We start from the raw sequence: 18353 nt of genomic DNA, 5'->3' as shown, positions 1-18353 counted from the left end.
TTAGAACAGGAAGTTTTTTCGTGTAGCAAAGAGGTAGGCATTTACAGTTTACCCACCTGGATTTAACGGTTCAATACTTCCGTCCTGCCTTATTGAAAAGCTACTGGTTTAACTTGGCATCCTGGTTGGGTTCCTCGATTGGAATTTTGCTCTGACAGGTAGTAGCTTAATATTTAAACGAAACCCCCTTATATGAAACGTTTACTAGCAAGTTTTGCATTTTTGTTTGGTACCCTGATGTTGGTACAGGCACAAGAATTTAGGTTGAATGCCTATGCCGGTTATGTATTTGATGACCGGGTAGATTCCTATTACAGCAATACCAGCTATTTTGATGGCACCATCAATGGCGGCCTCTTATGGGGCGCCGGACTGGAATATAAGCCGAGCAAGTACCAGGGTATAGAACTGTTGTATATGCGCCAGGATACCGATGCTCCGACAACCTATTATGACAATGGAATCAGTCCGGGGGTAAAGAGCAAGACATTTGATTTTTCCGCCAACTGGATCATGTTGGGAACCACCAGGTACATGGTCAATAATCCCAAGATCGAACCCTATTTCGGGGGTGGACTGGGTGTGGGCATCATGAATGTTAGCAATCCTACCAGTGGTAGTAGTGAAAGTTCCACCAAGTTTGCCTGGCATATAAAGGGTGGTCTCAATTTCTGGGCTTCCGAAAAAGTAGGGATCAAATTGCAGGCAAACCTGATGTCGGCTGTGCAGGCTGTGGGTGGTGGACTGTATTTCGGCACAGGTGGTGGAGGTGCCGGTGTAAGCAGCTATTCTTCCATGCTTCAATTTGGCCTGGGTGGTGGACTGGTATTCCGCTTCCCTAAGAAGTAATCATAAAACTTATTAATCATTGAATCATTAATCATTTTCAGATGAAAAAGTACATTATCCCTGTTTTTGTATTGCTTGGAGCATTTGTGACCAGTGTTAAAGCCCAAAGCAAAGATGAGTTGGCATTATTGAAAGATTACCTGAAAGTGGAGAAGAAGGACCTTGTCAGGCAGTATATGGCCCTAAGTGCAGAAGAGGACACTAAGTTCTGGCCCATCTATGATGCCTATACGGCAGACCGTGGAAAGATAGCCGGGGAGCGGATCAGCACCATTGAAGACTATGCAAAAGCCTATACCAACCTGACCGATGAGCAGGCCGATGGCCTGGTAAAGCGGATCATGAAGAATGACCAGGCCAACCAAAAAGTGATGAACAAATATTATTCAAAAGTTAAAAAGGCCCTGGGTGCCACAAAGGCCGCTCAATGGTTGCAATTAGAGTATTACCTCCAAACCATTGTACGCGCTGAGATCCAGGATGCCATTCCCTTTATCGGGGAGATCGAGCGCAAGAAGAATTGATTAAAAAATAAAACCGAGGGTTATGAAACACATCAAGGCTACCTGTGGATTACTGGTATTGCTGTTGTTCGGAATGATGTGGTCGGCTTGTTCTCCGTCCATGCCAGATTATATAGAAGATTATGACCTGGTATATACCAAGGAGGAGAAGGGGTACGATTTCAGTAAGGTGAATACCTATTTCCTCCCTGATACGGTGGTGCATGTTACAGAGGATGGGGAAACTAGTAACCACACCTATGATGATCTCATCATTTCCAGGATAAAGGCGAACCTTGATGCATTAGGATGGCAGCAATTACCTGTTGATGGAGAAGTGGCTGCAGATGTGGTAGTATTGCCAACAGCATTTAAAACCACCTATGGCAGTTGTGTTTCATTTCCCTGGTATGGATGGTGGGGCTGGTGGGATCCCTGGTATCCCGGTTATTATCCACCCAGTTGGGGTGCCGGCTGGGGTTGGGGGTATCCTTCGGACATCATCTGTAGCTCCTACCAAACTGGTACGCTTACAGTGGCCATTACCGATCCTACTAAAGCGGCTAACAACACCCTACCCGTAGTGTGGATAGGAATACTTAATGGCCTTTTGGAGGGATCTGCGAGTAATATCCAGTCCAGGTTAGAAAAGAATATAGACCAGATGTTCATTCAATCACCCTACCTAAAGCAATAAGCACTATGAAAAAGCTATTTATTCTATGCTGTTTATTGTCTTTTGGCATGGCAGGACTAAATCAATTGAGCGCTCAGGGCGTTGGGGAATTTTCCTACCAGGTATCCTTTCCTACCGGAAGCTTTAAGGATTTTGTAGGCAAAACAAGTTTTGTTGGGTTTTCAGGAATGGGACGTGGCTACCTGAAGAATGAACAACTGTCGATAGGGGGAAGCTTCAGTTGGTTTTATTTTCCCGATAAGAAAGGGAAGCAGACCGTAGAGTTGGGGGATGATGGTGGGGTGTATACCGGTAATTTATCCAACTATACCAATATCTATGGATTGCTGGCCATCGTGCAATATGATTTCAAGAAGCGGAAAGAACCTGTGGTTCCATTTGTCCGTGCGGGCATTGGTGGGGCCTACCAGAACCAGCGCCAGGATATTGGGTTATATGCCTTTCAATCAGATGGGGTACAGTTCATGATGAATGGTGAAGTGGGCGTTCGATTGAATTATGGCTATAATGGTCTGGTGATAGCCGCTACTTACCATAGCCTTCCTGCAGCAGGTGATATCAAGGCTACCAGCTTTTTTGGTTTGAAGCTAGGCTTCAGTTCTTCGAAGTATTAATACCCTGCCTGTTGACCCGGGCAGGTGTTGAATAATATGATGCTTATTTAAAAACTGAATTGGGTAATAAAAGTATGATCACTAGACTAAAGGCCATGATAATGCTTCTTGCCTTACTCTCCATTGTTGTCAATGGTTATAGCCAGGAGGAAAAGAAGGATAAGAAGGAAGTTGTCCTCCAGCAGCTGGGGGAAAAGAAATTTACGTTTGTAGCCCAGTCCATGCGACCCATGCGGGGCGGTACCCGACAACTTACCACTCAATATGAAGTAAAGGTTACCGCAGATACTGTTGATAGTTTCCTTCCTTATGCAGGCAGGGCCCAGTCAGTGTCCATGAATCCATCAGAGCAGGGCCTGACCTTTAAATCTACCAATTTTGATTATGTCAAGGAGGAAGGCAAGAAGGGAAGGATAACCATTACCATTTCATTCAAGGATGTATCAGATCCGCGCAAGATGATATTCACGATCTACGCGGATGGTATTACCAGCTTGCAGGTAACCTGTAACAACAGGGATCCCATATCATTTGATGGCTACTTGCGGGGAAGCCAATAGTCCTTTCAGGCTTTTTGGGCTTTATAAGTAAATAGCGAAACCCATATTTCTATGAATGCCAGCCAAAGATGGTAGAGGAATGCCAAGGGCTTTGTCCATTGATGAATGACCTTTTAGGATTATACCGTATAATATAGGTATACTGACCTGGATCAGGTTGGAATTCCATTATACATTGTACTTTAACCACAGCGGAATACAACAGGTTCGTTCCCTGGTAATGATACCTGAACCATTACCACCTGGTTCAATTAACCTTCAAAATGACGAATCGCATGAAAAAGAAAGCCCTTCAAGTTTTACCCCTGTTTGTGGCATTATGCCTGCTCTTCATTCAGCATGCCTATACACAGGACAGCCTGGTCTTGGCAAAGCCTGCGCCAAAGAATTACAAGAATGTTATCCGTTATAACCTTTCCGGTCCCCTGATGTTTGGGTCCAAGTACATGGTTTTTGGCTATGAGCGGGTTTTATCCCCCAAGCGCAGCTTCTCCGTTAACGTAGGCAGGGCAAATTTGCCCAAGCTTGTGTCCATCACCACCGACAGTTTTGCGGTGGAATCAGACAGGAAGAATTCAGGCTTTAATATTTCTTTTGACTACCGTTTCTATCTCGCCAGGGAGAATAAGTATAATGCGCCAAGGGGCCTGTATATAGGGCCCTATTATTCCTTTAATAATTTCAAGCGGGATAATGACTGGAAATACCGCAATGCTACCAATGATAAGCAGGTCATCACAAATACCAATTTTAATATCCATACCATTGGCTTTGAACTAGGCTACCAGTTTGTGTTCTGGAACAGGTTAACCCTTGACCTTGTGATGGTGGGCCCGGGCTTTGGGTATTACGACCTGACCACCAAGATAGATGGCAACCTCACCGAGGCAGAGAAAGAACAGTTAAGACAGGCAGTTTCTGATGTGCTTTCGCAGAAGTTCCCAGGGATGGATTTTGTTTTTGACGACAAAGAACTCAACTCAAATGGGGCGCTGCGAACATGGACCTTCGGTTACCGGTACATGTTCCAGATAGGTTTCCGTTTTTAAGAAAAGTAAACTACCAGCTATTGAGACTGACCATGAGGCATCTTTTAACGCTGATCCTATTGATGTATTCCATAGCGCTCAATGCCCAGGATTCGGTTCAATTGGTAAGGCAAGGGGATTGTGACCAAAAGGACCTGCCTGATGTGATCAGGGATTGGCGGAATAAGCCACCCAAGCAACGAAAAGAAAAGAACAGTTCCCTTTTATTGGTTCCGGTCATTGCTTCCAATCCGGCAACCGGGTTTCAGTTTGGGGCAGCGGGACAATATGTATTCAAGGGGAAACAGCCCAAGGACCTGTATTCTTCCATATCAGGAAATGCAACGGTAACCTCAAAAGGTCAGACCATGCTGCAGTTGAAGAACAATATCTATCTCAAGAACAATAAAATATTCCTGAGTGGCGATTGGCGTTTGTTTTTATTTTCCCAATCTACTTATGGATTGGGAACCAATACGCCCGAAGGTGGTATCCTGAAATACCAATATGGCGTAAATGGCACAGAGGTTTCCGATGATTCGCTGGTCCAGCCCATGAAGTTCAATCATTTCAGGTTCTACCAGTCCATTTACTGGAAAGTATCAGGACATTTTTATATGGGTTTTGGCTACAACCTGGATAAATTCAGCAAGATCAATGACCTGAAACTGGATACTGTCAGGCCACTTTATACCAGTCATTATTCCTATAGCAAACGATATGGGTTCAGTACAACCAGTTATAAATTGGCTGGGTTAAATGTCAATTTGATGATTGATACAAGGGACAATATGATCAACCCTTACAAGGGCATCTATGCTAACCTGATCTACCGGCTAAACCCGGAATTCCTGGGTAGCGAATTAACGGCCAACGTCCTGAGTGTTGAGTGGAGGAGTTACCATAGCTTATCAAAAACAAAACCCAGGAAACTGATCGGATTCTGGTTGCTGGGAACCTTTACTGAGGCGGGAAGGCTTCCCTATATGGTTTTACCGGCGCTTGGTTATGACCAGCGAGGCCGGAGTGGCCGGGGATATACCCAGGGACGATATCGCGGCCAGAATATGTTGTACCTGGAATCAGAATACCGGTTCCCTATCTCTCCTTGCAGTGGTGTATTAGGAGGTGTGCTGTTTGCCAATGTTACAACGAGCGACAGGCCGGATAAGAATGAGCGGTTATTCGATTACATGGCACCGGGTTATGGTTTTGGACTCAGGATGATGGTTGACAAGCATTCCCGGACCAACCTGCAGGTGGATTTTGGCTTTGGCAAGAAATCAGCCGGAATCTATTTCGGTGCTGCAGAAACATTCTAACCAGTTCATACCATACCTAAACCAAACCCAACCAACCAAATGGAACCTCACCAAACAAAGAAAGAACTTGGATTCATTGAGAAGATACTTGCCCTTTTGCTGGTACTGCTCATCCTTTATATGACCTATTCAGTAATAGGTGTATTTGCGGGGGTATTCACCTTTGCGATCATTTTTGCCGTTTCCTTCTATGGTTTATTTGAAAAGCTTGCCGGGACAAAGGGACGCAGAAGGAAGTTGATCGCTTTCCTGTACGGATTACTCCTTGTGTCTGTTATTGCCGTTCCCATGATCCTGCTGATCGATAAGATGGGAGATACGGTTCACAAGGCGCAATACTGGGTCACCAATGTGAGTCCCAAAACAGTGGAGCCGCTTCCGGATTGGGTAAAGAATATCCCACTTGCGGGAAGGAAGATCGACCTATTCTGGACCGAGTTCTCGGCAGATCCTGATGCTTATATCGGGAATCACCGGGAAAGTATCAAAGCCATATTCCAGAAAATAATCTCAGGCGGGCTTGGTTTGCTGGGAACAAGCCTGGAGTTGGTCCTCGGTATCATTATTTCCGCAATATTATTGTTCAGGGGATCGCAGGTCTTGAAACCTATTTATGCCATATTGGAAAAACTGGCTTCTCCGGAAACCGCTGTCGAACTGGTGGATTCAGCCGGGAAGGCCATCAGGGGGGTAGCCATAGGGGTGATGGGTACTGCATTCATTGAAGCCATCCTGGCATGGGTGGGCTATTCCATTGCAGGTATTGGGGCAGCGCCTGCCCTTGCAGCATTAACCTTTCTTTTCGCGGTAGTCCAATTGGGGCCGGTCCTGGTATTGATACCGGTGGTGATCTGGCTCGGTAATACTGGCCAAACAGGGTGGATGATCTTCATGATCATCTATGGGTTGGTGGTATTGATGGGTGTTGACAATGTATTAAAGCCAATACTGATTGGAAAGAGTGGTAAGATGCCCATACTGGTCCTTTTCCTGGGGGTCGTTGGGGGCATGTCGCTTTGGGGTTTTACCGGTATGTTCAAGGGTGCAATCGTTGTTGCGCTGACTTATACCCTGTTCAAGCACTGGACAGAGAAACCTGGTACTACTAAGTTGGTCAATGAGGAAGGAGCAGCGGTTAGCTGAAATTATCCAAGTTAAAATCATATCAAGATGGCAAATGACAAAGGATTTCTGGAAAGGGGTCGGTCCCTTTCCGATGAGATCAGGGATTCACATAAGGTAATGTCGGATCTATGGCAGGGCATTACCGCATTCGAGGGATTGAACAATTGTGTTACAGTTTATGGGTCAGCCAGGTTTAGGGAGGGACATCCTTATTATGAATTGGCCAGATCAATGGGTGCGGCCCTTGCTGCGAATGGCTTTGCGGTAATGACCGGAGGAGGTCCCGGGGTAATGGAGGCGGCCAACAGGGGCGCAAAGGAAGCTGGTGGGGTATCGGTTGGGTGTAATATCCATCTGCCTTATGAGCAAAAGCCGAATCCCTACATCGACAAACTGGTATCCTTTGAATTCTTCTTTACCCGCAAGGTCATCCTGAGAAAGAACTCCATAGGTTATGTGCTGATGCCCGGGGGATTTGGGACCATGGATGAGATCTTCGAAGTGTTGACCCTGATCCAAACCGGAAAGCTTCCCAACCGGCCAATAGTTTGTTTAGGCAAGCATTACTGGCGGCACCTGGGCACGTTCATCCGGGATACCATGATTGATGTTGGAACGATCTCGGAAACTGACCTTGACCTTGCCCTGGTAACGGATGATATTGGGGAAGCGGTTGCTTACCTGAAGGAAAGGGTTATTATGCCCACCTACAAGTCTTCCCCGCAAGAGGATTATTATTAGGGTCAAATATTCAGGTCGTCCTGTTTAACCTCCCTTTCGAAGAGTGGAATTTGTGAAAGTTTAGTAAATTGTTAAAGGCGAAAGAGACATGCCTTAAGGAAACCAGTTTGGTTGGCCATAGGCATATTTCCCAGGTGCTACCATCATTTCCCCCGGAAAATACCAGTAAGGAAACCATGGTTTCAAAGGCAAAGGTAAACGGACCGACTTCAACATGGAAACTATTAATGACCATCAATCAATAAGGCTTCAACTTGAGCGAATCCTCAGATTTGGGGAGTTCAGGAAGTCGCCAATATTGTCGAGGTTCCTTCGGTATATTGTCGAAGCGGTGATAGAAGGCAAAAGCGAGTCACTGAAAGAATATACCATTGCTACCAATGTCTTAAGGCGGGGAAAGGAATTCAATCCCCAGTTTGATGCTGCTGTCAGGATACATGCCGTTCGGTTAAGAAAGGCCCTGAGGGCTTACTATGACCAGGAAGGTGTAAATGATCCCATAATCATCGAGGTGCCTACGGGTGGGTATATCCCCAATTTTATAACCTTGCGTGATCAGGGTATTTCTTTCTCCAGACAACCTATCGAAGGGGACCTTTCAGCATTATGTGGAAATGTGACCACGGTTGCGGTACTCCCTTTCAAGTCATTGGGTGAAATGGCCAATAAGGAATACCTGGTAGATGGATTTTGTGAGAAATTAAGTGCGGAGTTGTCTGCATTCCAGGACATATCAGTAATTGCCTACTATTCTTCCAATCGATATAAAAATGCATCAAAGGATTTGAGGGAAATTGCACGGGAGCTCGGTACTACACATCTTATAACCGGCACTATCCTTCAGGATGGAGATGATATCTTTATTTCAGCCAACCTGGTTGATGGATTGAAAGGAACCCAGCTCTGGTCGAGAACCTATGAGCATAGCATTGCAAATGAAAAGATTAATGTAGTATTTAACGATATCATCAGCACTGTCATTCCATTGCTGGGTGGTTATTATGGGCTACTGAACAGGAGTATGGTGTTGGCTACCCACCCTGATCCGGGTATCGACAACCAATCCGTCCAGGCAGTTTTCTGGTACTATCACTACATGGTCCAATATAAGGAGCAGATTTACCACCAGGCAGTGAACAGTTTACAACAAGCGCTTAAGGTCAATCCCCATTTTGCCATGGGATGGGCCATTCTGGCGCATCTCTATGTTGATGGACCGATATATGGGTATAAAACAGTAGAAAACCCATTTGGTGAAGCTTTGAAATTTGCCTCTATAGCGCTGGAAATAGATCCTATGTGCCAACATGGGCACCTTGCAAAGGCTTGGGCGCTTAACTTCTTCAAGTCAATTGAGGAAGCCAACGAGCATTATGAGAAAGCACTGTCCATAAATCCCAGCAATTCATTCTTTCAGGGAGCCTCCAGTTTTGGTCTGCTTTGCCTGGGAAAATATGAACGCAGTATCGAATTGTACCACAATTCAGTAAGGCTCAACCCCTTTCATCCCTGGTGGGTAAAATTGACAGCTGCATGCTACTACCTTCATAAGGATGAATATGAAATTGCCCTTGACTTTTTAGAAAAGATCCAGATCCAGGACCTTATTTGGGTGCCGGTTTTCCGGATAGCAGTAATGGGGCATATGAATATGATGGAAGAAGCAAGTGATGAATACCGCAAGAATGAACACTTATTGAAAAACTCTGCTGAACTGATCAGATTTGTTATTCCAGCTACATTCCGTGATCCGAAGCTTTCCAATAAAATCCTGGAAGGGGTGAATAGGACCGGATTGATCAAAGTTTAAGGGTGTTTACCCTTGCCTTTTCTTTTTCCGTTGAGCCCCTGTTGTTTAACAGTAAAATCCCTGTATGCAGGTTGTTCCAGGATAATCTTTACCCTTCTATTGTTACCTTAACAGTAGTAATCCTAATGGTTATTGTTGCAGGGGAAATGGATTTGTTTTTGGCATAGTCATCTGTTAGGCCAATTCCTAAAAGAACCCCTTTATGGATCAAGAAGTCAATAAGAAATATTTATTCTAATTAATACCATGTATATGAAAAGGATCACAATGTTTTTCGCAGTTCTCCTTGTATTGGCAAGCGCTTGCGGGCCGTCAACCAAAGTAACCAAGAGTTGGAGGGATCCGGGTTCCACCGTGAATTTTGATGCATTGAAAAAAGTACTGGTCATCTCACTTGTCCAGAATGAAACTTCCAGGAGGGTGGTGGAAGACGCATTGGCCGCAAGGTTGAAAGGAAAGGGAGTGGCGTCCTACACCCTAAACAATCTTCCATCTTCTAAGGAAAGTGAAGACGCAGTAATAAATGCACTTAAGGCACAGGGATTTGATGCAGTAGTGGTAACCAGGCTGGTGGATATTGAAAAAGAAACCAGTTACGTTCCGGGTACTACCTATCCTTCCTATTATGGCCGTTTCGGAGGCTATTATGGATATGCTTATGGAGCCTATGGCTCACCAGGTTATTATACAGAGGATAAAGTGTACAGTGTAGAAACCAATATCTACACCCTGAACCCGGATAAGTTGGTTTACTCCTGCGTAACTCAAACCACCAACCCTTCCAAGCTGGAAAAAACAATAAATGAAATTGCCCAGATCGTACATGACAGAATGGTACAGGATGGGCTGATCGCCAAGTAAATGAGAGAGGGCTGCTAATTTGCAGCCCTTTTTTATGATCTTACCCGTGGTAAAATTTTCTTACCTTAAAGAAAAAAGCCATCATGAATTTTCTAGTGCGTTTACTGATCTCTGCAATAGTTGCGTTTGGTTTATCCTATTTATTGCCCGGTGTACATATCGATTCCTTCTCCACTGCACTGATCGTTGCCATCGTACTGGCCTTATTGAATACCTTGCTAAAGCCACTCCTGGTGCTACTGACCTTTCCCATTTCCATCATTACCCTCGGACTTTTCCTGCTCGTGATCAATGCCTTGATCATTATGCTGGGGACAAAGCTGGTAGAAGGGTTCAAGGTGGATGGTTTTTGGTGGGCCATGCTTTTCAGTATCTTATTGTCGGTAACGACCTCCATCCTCCATAGCAGTACCAGGGAAAATTCCTAGGACTTGCGGATGATGATGCAGATCATTAGCCGGACTGACCCCGGCTACTGTATTCCTATTGTCCGCGTAATAATTTTGAACCGTTTACCATTTTGCCGGAAACCAAAAGTTTAATGGCTTTCGGTTATCTTCGACTACCTAACTTACTTGCCATGTTTTTCGACAGAAAATCACTATCCAATGAACAATTGGTAGAGATATACCAACAGATCCTGCTACCCCGGATGATCGAGGAGAAAATGCTGGTCCTGCTTCGACAGGGAAAGATCAGCAAATGGTTCAGCGGTATTGGCCAGGAAGCCATAGCAGTTGGCGCCACCCTTGCCTTGCAGCAGGATGAGTGGATCATGCCCCTGCATCGTAACCTTGGGGTCTTTACCAGCAGGAATATGCCCTTACACAAACTGTTCATGCAATGGCAGGGAAATAAGGATGGCTACAGCAAAGGCAGGGAAAGAAGCTTCCATTTCGGTTCACCTGAACACCATATCTGCGGAATGATCTCCCATCTTGGCCCCCAGTTGGCCATAGCGGATGGGGTGGCCCTGGCCTATAAACTGAAAGATGAATCAAAAGTCTCCCTTGCTTTTACCGGCGATGGCGGAACCAGTGAAGGTGATTTCCATGAGGCACTGAATACAGCAGCCGTATGGGACCTTCCGGTCATCTTCATCATTGAGAACAATGGCTATGGCCTTAGTACGCCCGTGAATGAGCAATACCGCTGTGAAAGCCTGGTTGACCGCGCCCGTGGCTATGGCATGGAAGGGGTAAGGATCGATGGCAATAATGTACTGGCCGTTTATGATACCATCAAAGGGGTTAGGGACTATTGTATTGCCAACCAGAAACCCTACCTGGTGGAATGCATGACTTTCAGGATGCGGGGACATGAGGAAGCCAGCGGCACCAAGTATGTACCCCAGCATTTGTTTGAGGAATGGGCTCAGAAGGATCCCGTCAAGAAATTTGAGGAATACCTGGTTTTGCAGGAAGTACTGACCTATTCCGAGATCGAGCAGATCAGGACGGGGATCAGGCAGAGGATCGAATCGGAATTGCAGGTAGCCTATGATGCGGCACCGATCCTGCCTGATGTACAGGAAGAATTGAAGGATGTATATGCCCCTGTAAGCGAAAATTTTTCCAGTCCCTCAGGGCAGCCAACCAAAGAGCTAAGGCTGATCGATGCCATTAAGGAAGGAATGGACCTCTCCATGGAGCGGCATCCCAACCTGGTGTTGATGGGCCAGGATATTGCAGAGTACGGAGGTGCGTTCAAGATCACTGAAGGGATGGTGGAAAAATATGGCAAGTCAAGGGTAAGGAACACGCCATTATGCGAAAGTGCCATCCTTGGCAGTGCGCTGGGCCTTTCACTGGAAGGGTTTAAGAGCATGGTGGAAATGCAGTTTGCAGATTTCGTGAGTGTTGGCCTGAACCAGATCGTGAATAACCTGGCCAAACTGCACTATCGCTGGGGAAAGAATGCGGATGTGGTGGTGAGGATGCCAACCGGGGCAGGTGTGGGAGCCGGACCTTTCCATAGCCAGAGCAATGAAGCCTGGTTTGTGCATACACCCGGATTGAAGGTCGTTTATCCTTCTACACCAGAGGATGCCAAAGGCCTGCTGATCGCTTCCTTTAATGATCCCAACCCCGTGATGTTCTTCGAGCACAAGGCCTTGTACCGAAGCGTCAGCGGACCGGTACCAGAAGGATATTATGAGATCCCGATCGGAAAGGCAAGGCAGGTCAGGGAAGGGGATGCCCTGAGTATCATTACCTATGGTGCCGGGGTGCACTGGGCGGAAGAATACGCCAATGCCCATCCGGAGATCAGTCTGGATATTCTTGACCTCAGGACGCTGTTGCCGCTTGATTATGATGCGATCAAAAATTCGGTTATGCGTACGGGTAAGGTTATCCTCTTGCATGAAGATACCCTTATTGGTGGCATCGGTGGGGAGATCAGTGCCTGGATCAGTGAGCATTGCTTTGAGTGGCTGGATGCTCCGATCATGCGTTGTGCTTCACTGGATACCCCGGTTCCCTTCAATATTGAACTGGAGAAACAGTTCCTGGCCAAATCAAGGCTCGGATCGACCATCCAAAAGATATTGCAGTACTGATGCTCATCTTTCACCAACCTGCTGGCGCCACATCGCATAGTAAAGTCCTTTTGCCTGCAGGAGTTGGTCATGTTGGCCCTGCTCCACTATCTTCCCCTTTTCCAGTACATAGATCGTATCGGCATGCATGATTGTGGAAAGCCGGTGGGCGATGAGGATGGTCATTTGCTTTTTTTCGGCAGAGATCTTCCTGATGGTGTCGGTGATCTCTTCTTCGGTAATGGAATCAAGGGCCGAGGTAGCTTCGTCGAAGATCAATAAGCGTGGTTTCCGGAGCAAGGCCCTCGCAATGGCTAAACGCTGGCGTTCACCTCCCGATACTTTCTTGCCGCCTTCTCCCAATACAGAGTCTAATCCTTTGGGTGAGTTCCTGACCAGGTCAATGCAGGAAGCATGTTCCAGGGCCTGCATGATCTCTTCGTCAGTGGCATCGTCCTTTACAAAAAGCATATTGTCGCGGATGGTTCCTGAGAACATCTGGGTCTCCTGTGTTACAAACCCCATCTGCCTCCTGACCCGATTGTACCGGATGTTGCGGACAGAAATAGTATCAATAAGGATATCCCCTTCGCTTGGGGTATACAAACCTACCAGTAATTTGACAAGGGTTGATTTGCCTGAACCTGAAGGACCCACAAAGGCAATGGTTTCACCTATTTCTGTACAGAATGAAATATCCTCAACGGCATTGGCCCTGGCGCCCTTGTGCCTGAAGCTGACCTTTTGGAATTCAAGTTTTTCGATCTCGGCTATTTCAATAGGCTCTTCAGGCCTGAATTCTGGTTCTTTCAACATCAACTCATTGAATACCTGTAAGGATGCTTCAGCCTCCCGGTATTGCAGGATGATATTGCCCAGGTCCTGTAAAGGACCAATGATACCGGTTGAAATGAACTGCATGGAGATCAACTCACCTGGCGAGAGGATATTGCGAAAGATGAGCCAAAGCAGGATAAAAAGGATCGACTGCTTCAACAGGTTTAGGATGGTTCCCTGTAGAAAAGAAAGGGTCCTTACTTTTTTCGTCTTCTCCAATTCCAGGTCATATATCTTCTGTGTGAACTCCCTTAGTCTCCTGATCTCAGGATAGGTGAGCCCAAGGCTTTTCACCAGTTCTATGTTTCTCAGGGATTCTGTGATCGAACCACCAAGAATATTGTTCTGACGGACAACAGACCGCTGTAAGGTCTTTATTTTCTTGCTCAGCAGGCTGGTAAGCCCGCCCAGCAATACCACACCCAGAAGGAATACAGGTATAAGGGCCCAATGCTTGGTGACGGCATACCAAACCAGGAAGGCGATACCTACCAAACTGGAGAAGAGGATATTGATAAAGGAGTTGATGAATCGTTCTGTATCATTCTTTACCTTCTGCAGTTTGGAAACTGTTTCCCCGCTGCTCTGGTCTTCAAACCCCTGGTAAGGTAAGCGTAATGTCTGGCGTATCCCGTCATTGAAGATCTGCATCCCGAATTTCTGGACGATCAGCCTTACCACGTAATCCTTGAGGGTTGCGGCAAGGCGGGAAAGCATGGCGATACCGATTGCAAGCAGCAGCAATTTTATCACCCCATTGATGCGTTCGGCCTCATCAATTTCCTTTGGGTTGATGGCATAATTGTCGACAACCTTACCAAAAATGATAGGGTCATATAATGCCAAGACCTGTGCAGTGGCTGCAAAGAATAGTGCCAGCAATAACAGCCAGCGATAAGGTTTAAGGTATTGCCAGAGTATCTTCATCAGTTTGGACTAACTGCTTTGTATAGCCGAAGGAAATTCTCCCCCATGATCTTGGCTACTTCTTTTTTGCTGTAGCCCCTGGCCAGCAGGGCCTCGGTGACCCTGGGCATATCCTCTACCCCTTCCAGTCCCTGCGGGGCAGATTCTATGCCATCGAAATCGGAACCGATGCCTACATGGTCGATCCCGGCAATGGCAACGATATGGTCAATATGGTCCAGCAGCTGGTCAAGACCTGGCCTTAGCGCCTGTACTTCGGGAGCATATTTGCGGAAGATCCATTCGTCAGCATTATGTCCTGACCACTGCAGGGCCAGCAGTGAGTCTTTTTCAGCCTTGTATTTGGTAATGATCCCTTCCTTCTTTTTGTTATAGGTGCTGTCCACGAATCCCGAGTAGAAATTCACATGGATCACGCCGCCATTCTTCGCGATGGCCTTGATCTGGTCATCTGTCAGGTTCCTGGGGACAGGGCAGATCTTATGGCAACAGCTATGGGAAACAATAACAGGTTTGGAGCTTACGGCCAGTGCATCATAGAAGGTACGAACCCCAACATGGCTAAGGTCGACCATCATGCCCAACTCATTCATTCTCCTGACGATCTGCCTGCCCTGTTCATTCAGTCCCTTTTGGCTGATGGGAGTGGGCTTGCCCTGGTCGAGATAGGTCTCATCCCAGGCTGAACTGGCCCATGAAGTGGAATTGTTCCAGGTGAGGGTAAGGTAACGCGCCCCGCGTTGGTACAGGCTATCCAAAAGATCCAGCCGGTCCTCGATCATGTGTCCGCCTTCCACGCCTTTCATGGCACCGATCTTGCCAGCCTTGATGGCCTTTTTCAGGTCCGCGTAGCTATTCACCGCCATGATCCTGTCGGGGTTGCGGGCAACAATGGCATCCAATGAATCCATTTCCCTGACGGCCCTGTTGAAGGCCGTTCCCTTGCCAAATGTTTCGTCGCAGAAAATCGAAAAGATCTGGATATCTACCCCGCCTTTCCTGAAGCGGTTGAGGTCGCTATGGGTCTTGCCATAGAGATCGGTATCGAAGCTCATCCCATTCATGGATGCGGTAGAGATCACGTCGTTATGTGTATCCACCACTACCAGTTTATCGTGGAAGCTGCGTTGGGCATGGGTGGCAACCGGACTAAAAGAAAACATCAGGGCTATTAATCCTAGGGAAAGTCTCATGGGCCTTTTTTTGCTGAATTTAATTATATTCAATGGTAATCTGGCAATTAGGAGTGTCCATGAATGGTGGCAGATCAGTTTAATGTCTGACCATTGTCAGGTGATTTGTAAGTAGCAACAACTACCTTGCTCCTCAAATTCTGCTGATGTCCGCGAAATGGAAAAAGTTGTTGCTGGCATGTGTTATCTGCATTGGATTGGCCTGGGCCATCGCGGAACTGATCAGGTTGTTCAACAAAACCTAAAATAGACCATTATGAAAAAGAACATGGGCAACACAGACAAGATCATCCGTCTTATCCTGGCTGCAGTATTTGCTTACCTGTATTTTTCCGGTACGGTGACGGGTACATTGGGATTGGTTTTGGTGGTACTGGGTGCTGTCTTTGTGCTGACCAGCCTGGTGGGATTCTGTCCTTTGTATACCTTGCTGGGCATCAATACCTGCGCGGCGAAGAAGTAGTTCAGTTGTTTTTTTGCCACTAAGGCACCAAGACTCGAAGGTGCACAAAGGCGGTAATTACATTCAAGACTCGCTTCCCTTTTCCCCCACGAACCAATGTTCCTTGTCGCGGAACAAGACGTTAAAGGTGGTCAGGGTGCCGTAGATCCTGGTGATGTATTGTTGCAGGTTCACCTTTTCCTCATCACTCAATTGTTTGTGGGCATTGATCTGTTGTTCCATAACGCGGAGCCGGTCGCGTAGCATGACGATCTTGTGGAAGAACACATCAATTGGCACCTCTTTGGTTTTTAGGCTCTCATCACCGGGTTTCAGGATCATGGTACCCCCTTTCCATCTGTCCCCAAGGGCAACCACTTCGCTAAAGCCTCCCCATAGGCGAAGGATCTTCAGCAGGGACTGCTCCACTTCGGAGTGGGTTTCAATTTCGGCAGAAACATTTTCGGGAATGATCTCTTCAAGATTGGTGTCATTCTTATCCACTTCTTTCAAACCATGGTGGATAAAGGAGATCAGGTAGGTCGCATATTTAATGCCAACGATAACACCTGGTCCGTATTGCGTATGCTGCAAGCGAGTGCCAATGCCAAGGGTAAGTTGATCCATAGCGGGAAATTAATTAGCTATTTTGTTAGGATTAAAGGTTAATTATTGCCTGATGAATTCATAAGGGGTGAATTCAATAAATGAGGAAACGGTCATGGTGACCGACTTCACCTTTCCATTTTCAATAGTGAAAGGCCAAACCCTAACACCATATAGGGGGTCGTTGAAACTGGCAAGCATCCTGTTCCCGCCCATGGGTTCAAGAGTGGCATAACGTCCTTTGTGGTATTCAAACCTGGCAATAAGCTTATCATTTTCCTTGCTGATGGTCATTTTCCCATAAACATCGTGCTGGTAAATCCCGGCAAATGCATCCATGGATGCAGCCATAGGGATCTTCATGGCCACCGTATCCCTTCTTTCTTTAAGTGTTTTGGCCCTTCTGGTTTCCCCTTCTTCCTGCATGTTCATGGCAAAGCCATTGTAGTTGCGGTAAGGGAGGCCAAGGCAGGCATCCAATAGTTCAGCCTTCATCGCTTCGAAGAAGCCATTGTAATCCGTGTTGGTCAAAACAATGATGCCAATCTTTTCTTCGGGCACCAATGTTACAGCAGTAACAAAACCATTCACCCCGCCGGTATGTTCCACCAGGAGTTTTCCTTCATAATCGTTAAGGAACCATCCCAGGCCGTATAGGGCAAAATGGGTCCTGTTAAATGGGTGTTGGTTGTTCCCCATAATGGAATGGGGGAGACGGGTACTGGCAATGGCTGCGGGATCGATAATTTTCTTGCCATCCAGTTCACCATCGTTCAGTAATGCCTTTGCCCAGCGGCTCATATCATATGCAGAAGAAAAGATATTTCCCGCCGGGGCCATATTGTCCAACCTCCCGTATGGGACCTTCTTAAGCTTCCCCTCAACGATGGTATGCGCCTTTGCGGTATTCCTTGCCGTATCAATCTGGTTGGTTACTGCCAGGGTATTGTACATGCCCAGGGGCTTGAATATCCTGCTGTCCAGGAAGGAAGCCCATGATTGTCCACTGGCTTTTTCAATTACTTCGCCGGCCACTGCGAATGCAGCATTTGTATAACCCCATTTGGAGCGAAGGCCATACATGGGTTTGAGTTTCCCAAACTTTTCCTTGACCTGCTTATAGGTCAGGTCAGAATCGAAATACATAAAATCACCCTGGAAGGTCTCGAAGCCTAACCGGTGACTGAGCAGGTCGCGGACCATAGCCTCTTTGGCCACCCAGGGGTCGTACATGGTAAAATCCGGTACCCACTTTTGCACTTTATCATCAAGGGACAATTTCTTATCTGTTTCTAACATGGCCATGGCTGTTCCGGTGAAGGCCTTGGTATTACTGCCGATACCGAAACGGGTGTGTTCATTCACTTTCTGGTTCCCGCCCTGCTCCAATACCCCATAGCCTTTCATGACCCAGACACTGTCGCCTTTGATAACGGCAATGGATACCCCGGGAATTTGCCACTGCTGCATGGCCCGGGTTACATAGGTGTCGAGACTGTCTTTGATGAAGGAAGGCTGGGCGCTGGCAAAATGGGAAAAACCAACTACCAGCAGCATAGAAAGTGATAAGGTCAGGCGCTTGAACATAAGCATGGTTTAGGATTAAAAGGTACTAAAAATCCGCAACAGGTATGGGCTGCCTTGATAGAAGGCAATCCATGTTGACATTGCTTACCAAATCGATGATGGGAGATGGGAA

General features: G+C 46.7%; 18 protein-coding genes. 14 read left to right on the top strand and 4 right to left on the bottom strand.

Annotation, left to right across the window (positions count from 1 at the left end; translation table 11 throughout):
• Positions 1-192 precede the first annotated feature (192 nt).
• The 13 genes from KJS94_RS13010 (at position 193) to KJS94_RS12950 (ending at position 12670) form a co-directional block, all read left to right on the top strand.
• Positions 193-849: an acyloxyacyl hydrolase gene (locus KJS94_RS13010; RefSeq protein ID WP_214447916.1), complete on the top strand. Its 657-nt coding sequence runs from the start codon at positions 193-195 to the stop codon at positions 847-849.
• Positions 850-890: 41 nt separating this feature from the next.
• The gene (locus KJS94_RS13005; protein WP_214447915.1) at positions 891-1373 is read left to right on the top strand and encodes a hypothetical protein; all 483 of its coding nucleotides are present in this window, start codon (positions 891-893) and stop codon (positions 1371-1373) included.
• 22 nt (positions 1374-1395) lie between these two features.
• The gene (locus KJS94_RS13000; protein WP_214447914.1) at positions 1396-2049 is read left to right on the top strand and encodes a DUF4136 domain-containing protein; all 654 of its coding nucleotides are present in this window, start codon (positions 1396-1398) and stop codon (positions 2047-2049) included.
• A gap of 5 nt (positions 2050-2054) precedes the next feature.
• On the top strand, positions 2055-2663 hold the full coding sequence (locus KJS94_RS12995; protein WP_239804162.1) for a hypothetical protein: 609 nt from the start codon (positions 2055-2057) through the stop codon (positions 2661-2663).
• A 74-nt stretch (positions 2664-2737) separates the two neighbouring features.
• Complete coding sequence (locus tag KJS94_RS12990; protein ID WP_214447912.1) at positions 2738-3223, top strand: DUF4251 domain-containing protein; 486 nt, start codon at positions 2738-2740, stop codon at positions 3221-3223.
• Positions 3224-3498: 275 nt separating this feature from the next.
• Positions 3499-4272: a hypothetical protein gene (locus KJS94_RS12985; protein WP_214447911.1), complete on the top strand. Its 774-nt coding sequence runs from the start codon at positions 3499-3501 to the stop codon at positions 4270-4272.
• A gap of 20 nt (positions 4273-4292) precedes the next feature.
• On the top strand, positions 4293-5573 hold the full coding sequence (locus KJS94_RS12980; protein ID WP_214447910.1) for a BamA/TamA family outer membrane protein: 1281 nt from the start codon (positions 4293-4295) through the stop codon (positions 5571-5573).
• Positions 5574-5612: 39 nt separating this feature from the next.
• Complete coding sequence (locus tag KJS94_RS12975; RefSeq protein ID WP_214447909.1) at positions 5613-6716, top strand: AI-2E family transporter; 1104 nt, start codon at positions 5613-5615, stop codon at positions 6714-6716.
• Between the two features lie 27 nt (positions 6717-6743).
• Entirely contained in the window at positions 6744-7439 is a 696-nt protein-coding gene (locus KJS94_RS12970) for an LOG family protein (RefSeq protein WP_214447908.1), read from the top strand.
• Between the two features lie 214 nt (positions 7440-7653).
• Positions 7654-9249 carry a tetratricopeptide repeat protein gene (locus KJS94_RS12965; protein ID WP_214447907.1) on the top strand — a complete coding sequence of 532 codons (1596 nt, stop codon included), beginning with the start codon at positions 7654-7656 and terminating at the stop codon, positions 9247-9249.
• Positions 9250-9501: 252 nt separating this feature from the next.
• Positions 9502-10110, top strand: a complete 609-nt coding sequence (locus KJS94_RS12960; protein WP_214447906.1) for a hypothetical protein — start codon at positions 9502-9504, stop codon at positions 10108-10110.
• Between the two features lie 83 nt (positions 10111-10193).
• Entirely contained in the window at positions 10194-10538 is a 345-nt protein-coding gene (locus KJS94_RS12955) for a phage holin family protein (RefSeq protein WP_214447905.1), read from the top strand.
• Between the two features lie 152 nt (positions 10539-10690).
• On the top strand, positions 10691-12670 hold the full coding sequence (locus KJS94_RS12950) for an alpha-ketoacid dehydrogenase subunit alpha/beta (RefSeq protein WP_214447904.1): 1980 nt from the start codon (positions 10691-10693) through the stop codon (positions 12668-12670).
• A 3-nt stretch (positions 12671-12673) separates the two neighbouring features.
• Here KJS94_RS12950 and KJS94_RS12945 read toward each other — a convergent pair whose 3' ends face one another.
• Both KJS94_RS12945 and KJS94_RS12940 read right to left on the bottom strand, forming a co-directional pair.
• Complete coding sequence (locus KJS94_RS12945) at positions 12674-14413, bottom strand: ABC transporter ATP-binding protein (RefSeq protein WP_214447903.1); 1740 nt, start codon at positions 14411-14413, stop codon at positions 12674-12676.
• Positions 14413-15606 (bottom strand): dipeptidase, encoded by a 1194-nt coding sequence (locus KJS94_RS12940; RefSeq protein ID WP_214447902.1) that lies wholly within the window; start codon positions 15604-15606, stop codon positions 14413-14415. The genes KJS94_RS12945 and KJS94_RS12940 overlap by 1 nt, the downstream gene beginning before the upstream one ends.
• Before the next feature lie 256 nt (positions 15607-15862).
• Between KJS94_RS12940 and KJS94_RS12935 the strand changes: the two genes are divergently transcribed.
• Positions 15863-16069, top strand: coding sequence for a YgaP family membrane protein (locus KJS94_RS12935; protein WP_214447901.1), 207 nt, complete (start codon positions 15863-15865; stop codon positions 16067-16069).
• 63 nt (positions 16070-16132) lie between these two features.
• On the opposite strand, the gene KJS94_RS12930 is transcribed toward KJS94_RS12935, so the two are convergent.
• Both KJS94_RS12930 and KJS94_RS12925 read right to left on the bottom strand, forming a co-directional pair.
• The gene (locus KJS94_RS12930; RefSeq protein WP_214447900.1) at positions 16133-16675 is read right to left on the bottom strand and encodes a DUF8685 domain-containing protein; all 543 of its coding nucleotides are present in this window, start codon (positions 16673-16675) and stop codon (positions 16133-16135) included.
• 42 nt (positions 16676-16717) lie between these two features.
• On the bottom strand, positions 16718-18241 hold the full coding sequence (locus tag KJS94_RS12925; RefSeq protein WP_214447899.1) for a serine hydrolase: 1524 nt from the start codon (positions 18239-18241) through the stop codon (positions 16718-16720).
• Positions 18242-18353: the final 112 nt, after the last annotated feature.

Source organism: Flavihumibacter rivuli, assembly GCF_018595685.2.
GTDB lineage: Bacteria > Bacteroidota > Bacteroidia > Chitinophagales > Chitinophagaceae > Flavihumibacter > Flavihumibacter rivuli.
This window is presented reverse-complemented; position numbering and strand designations above follow the sequence as displayed.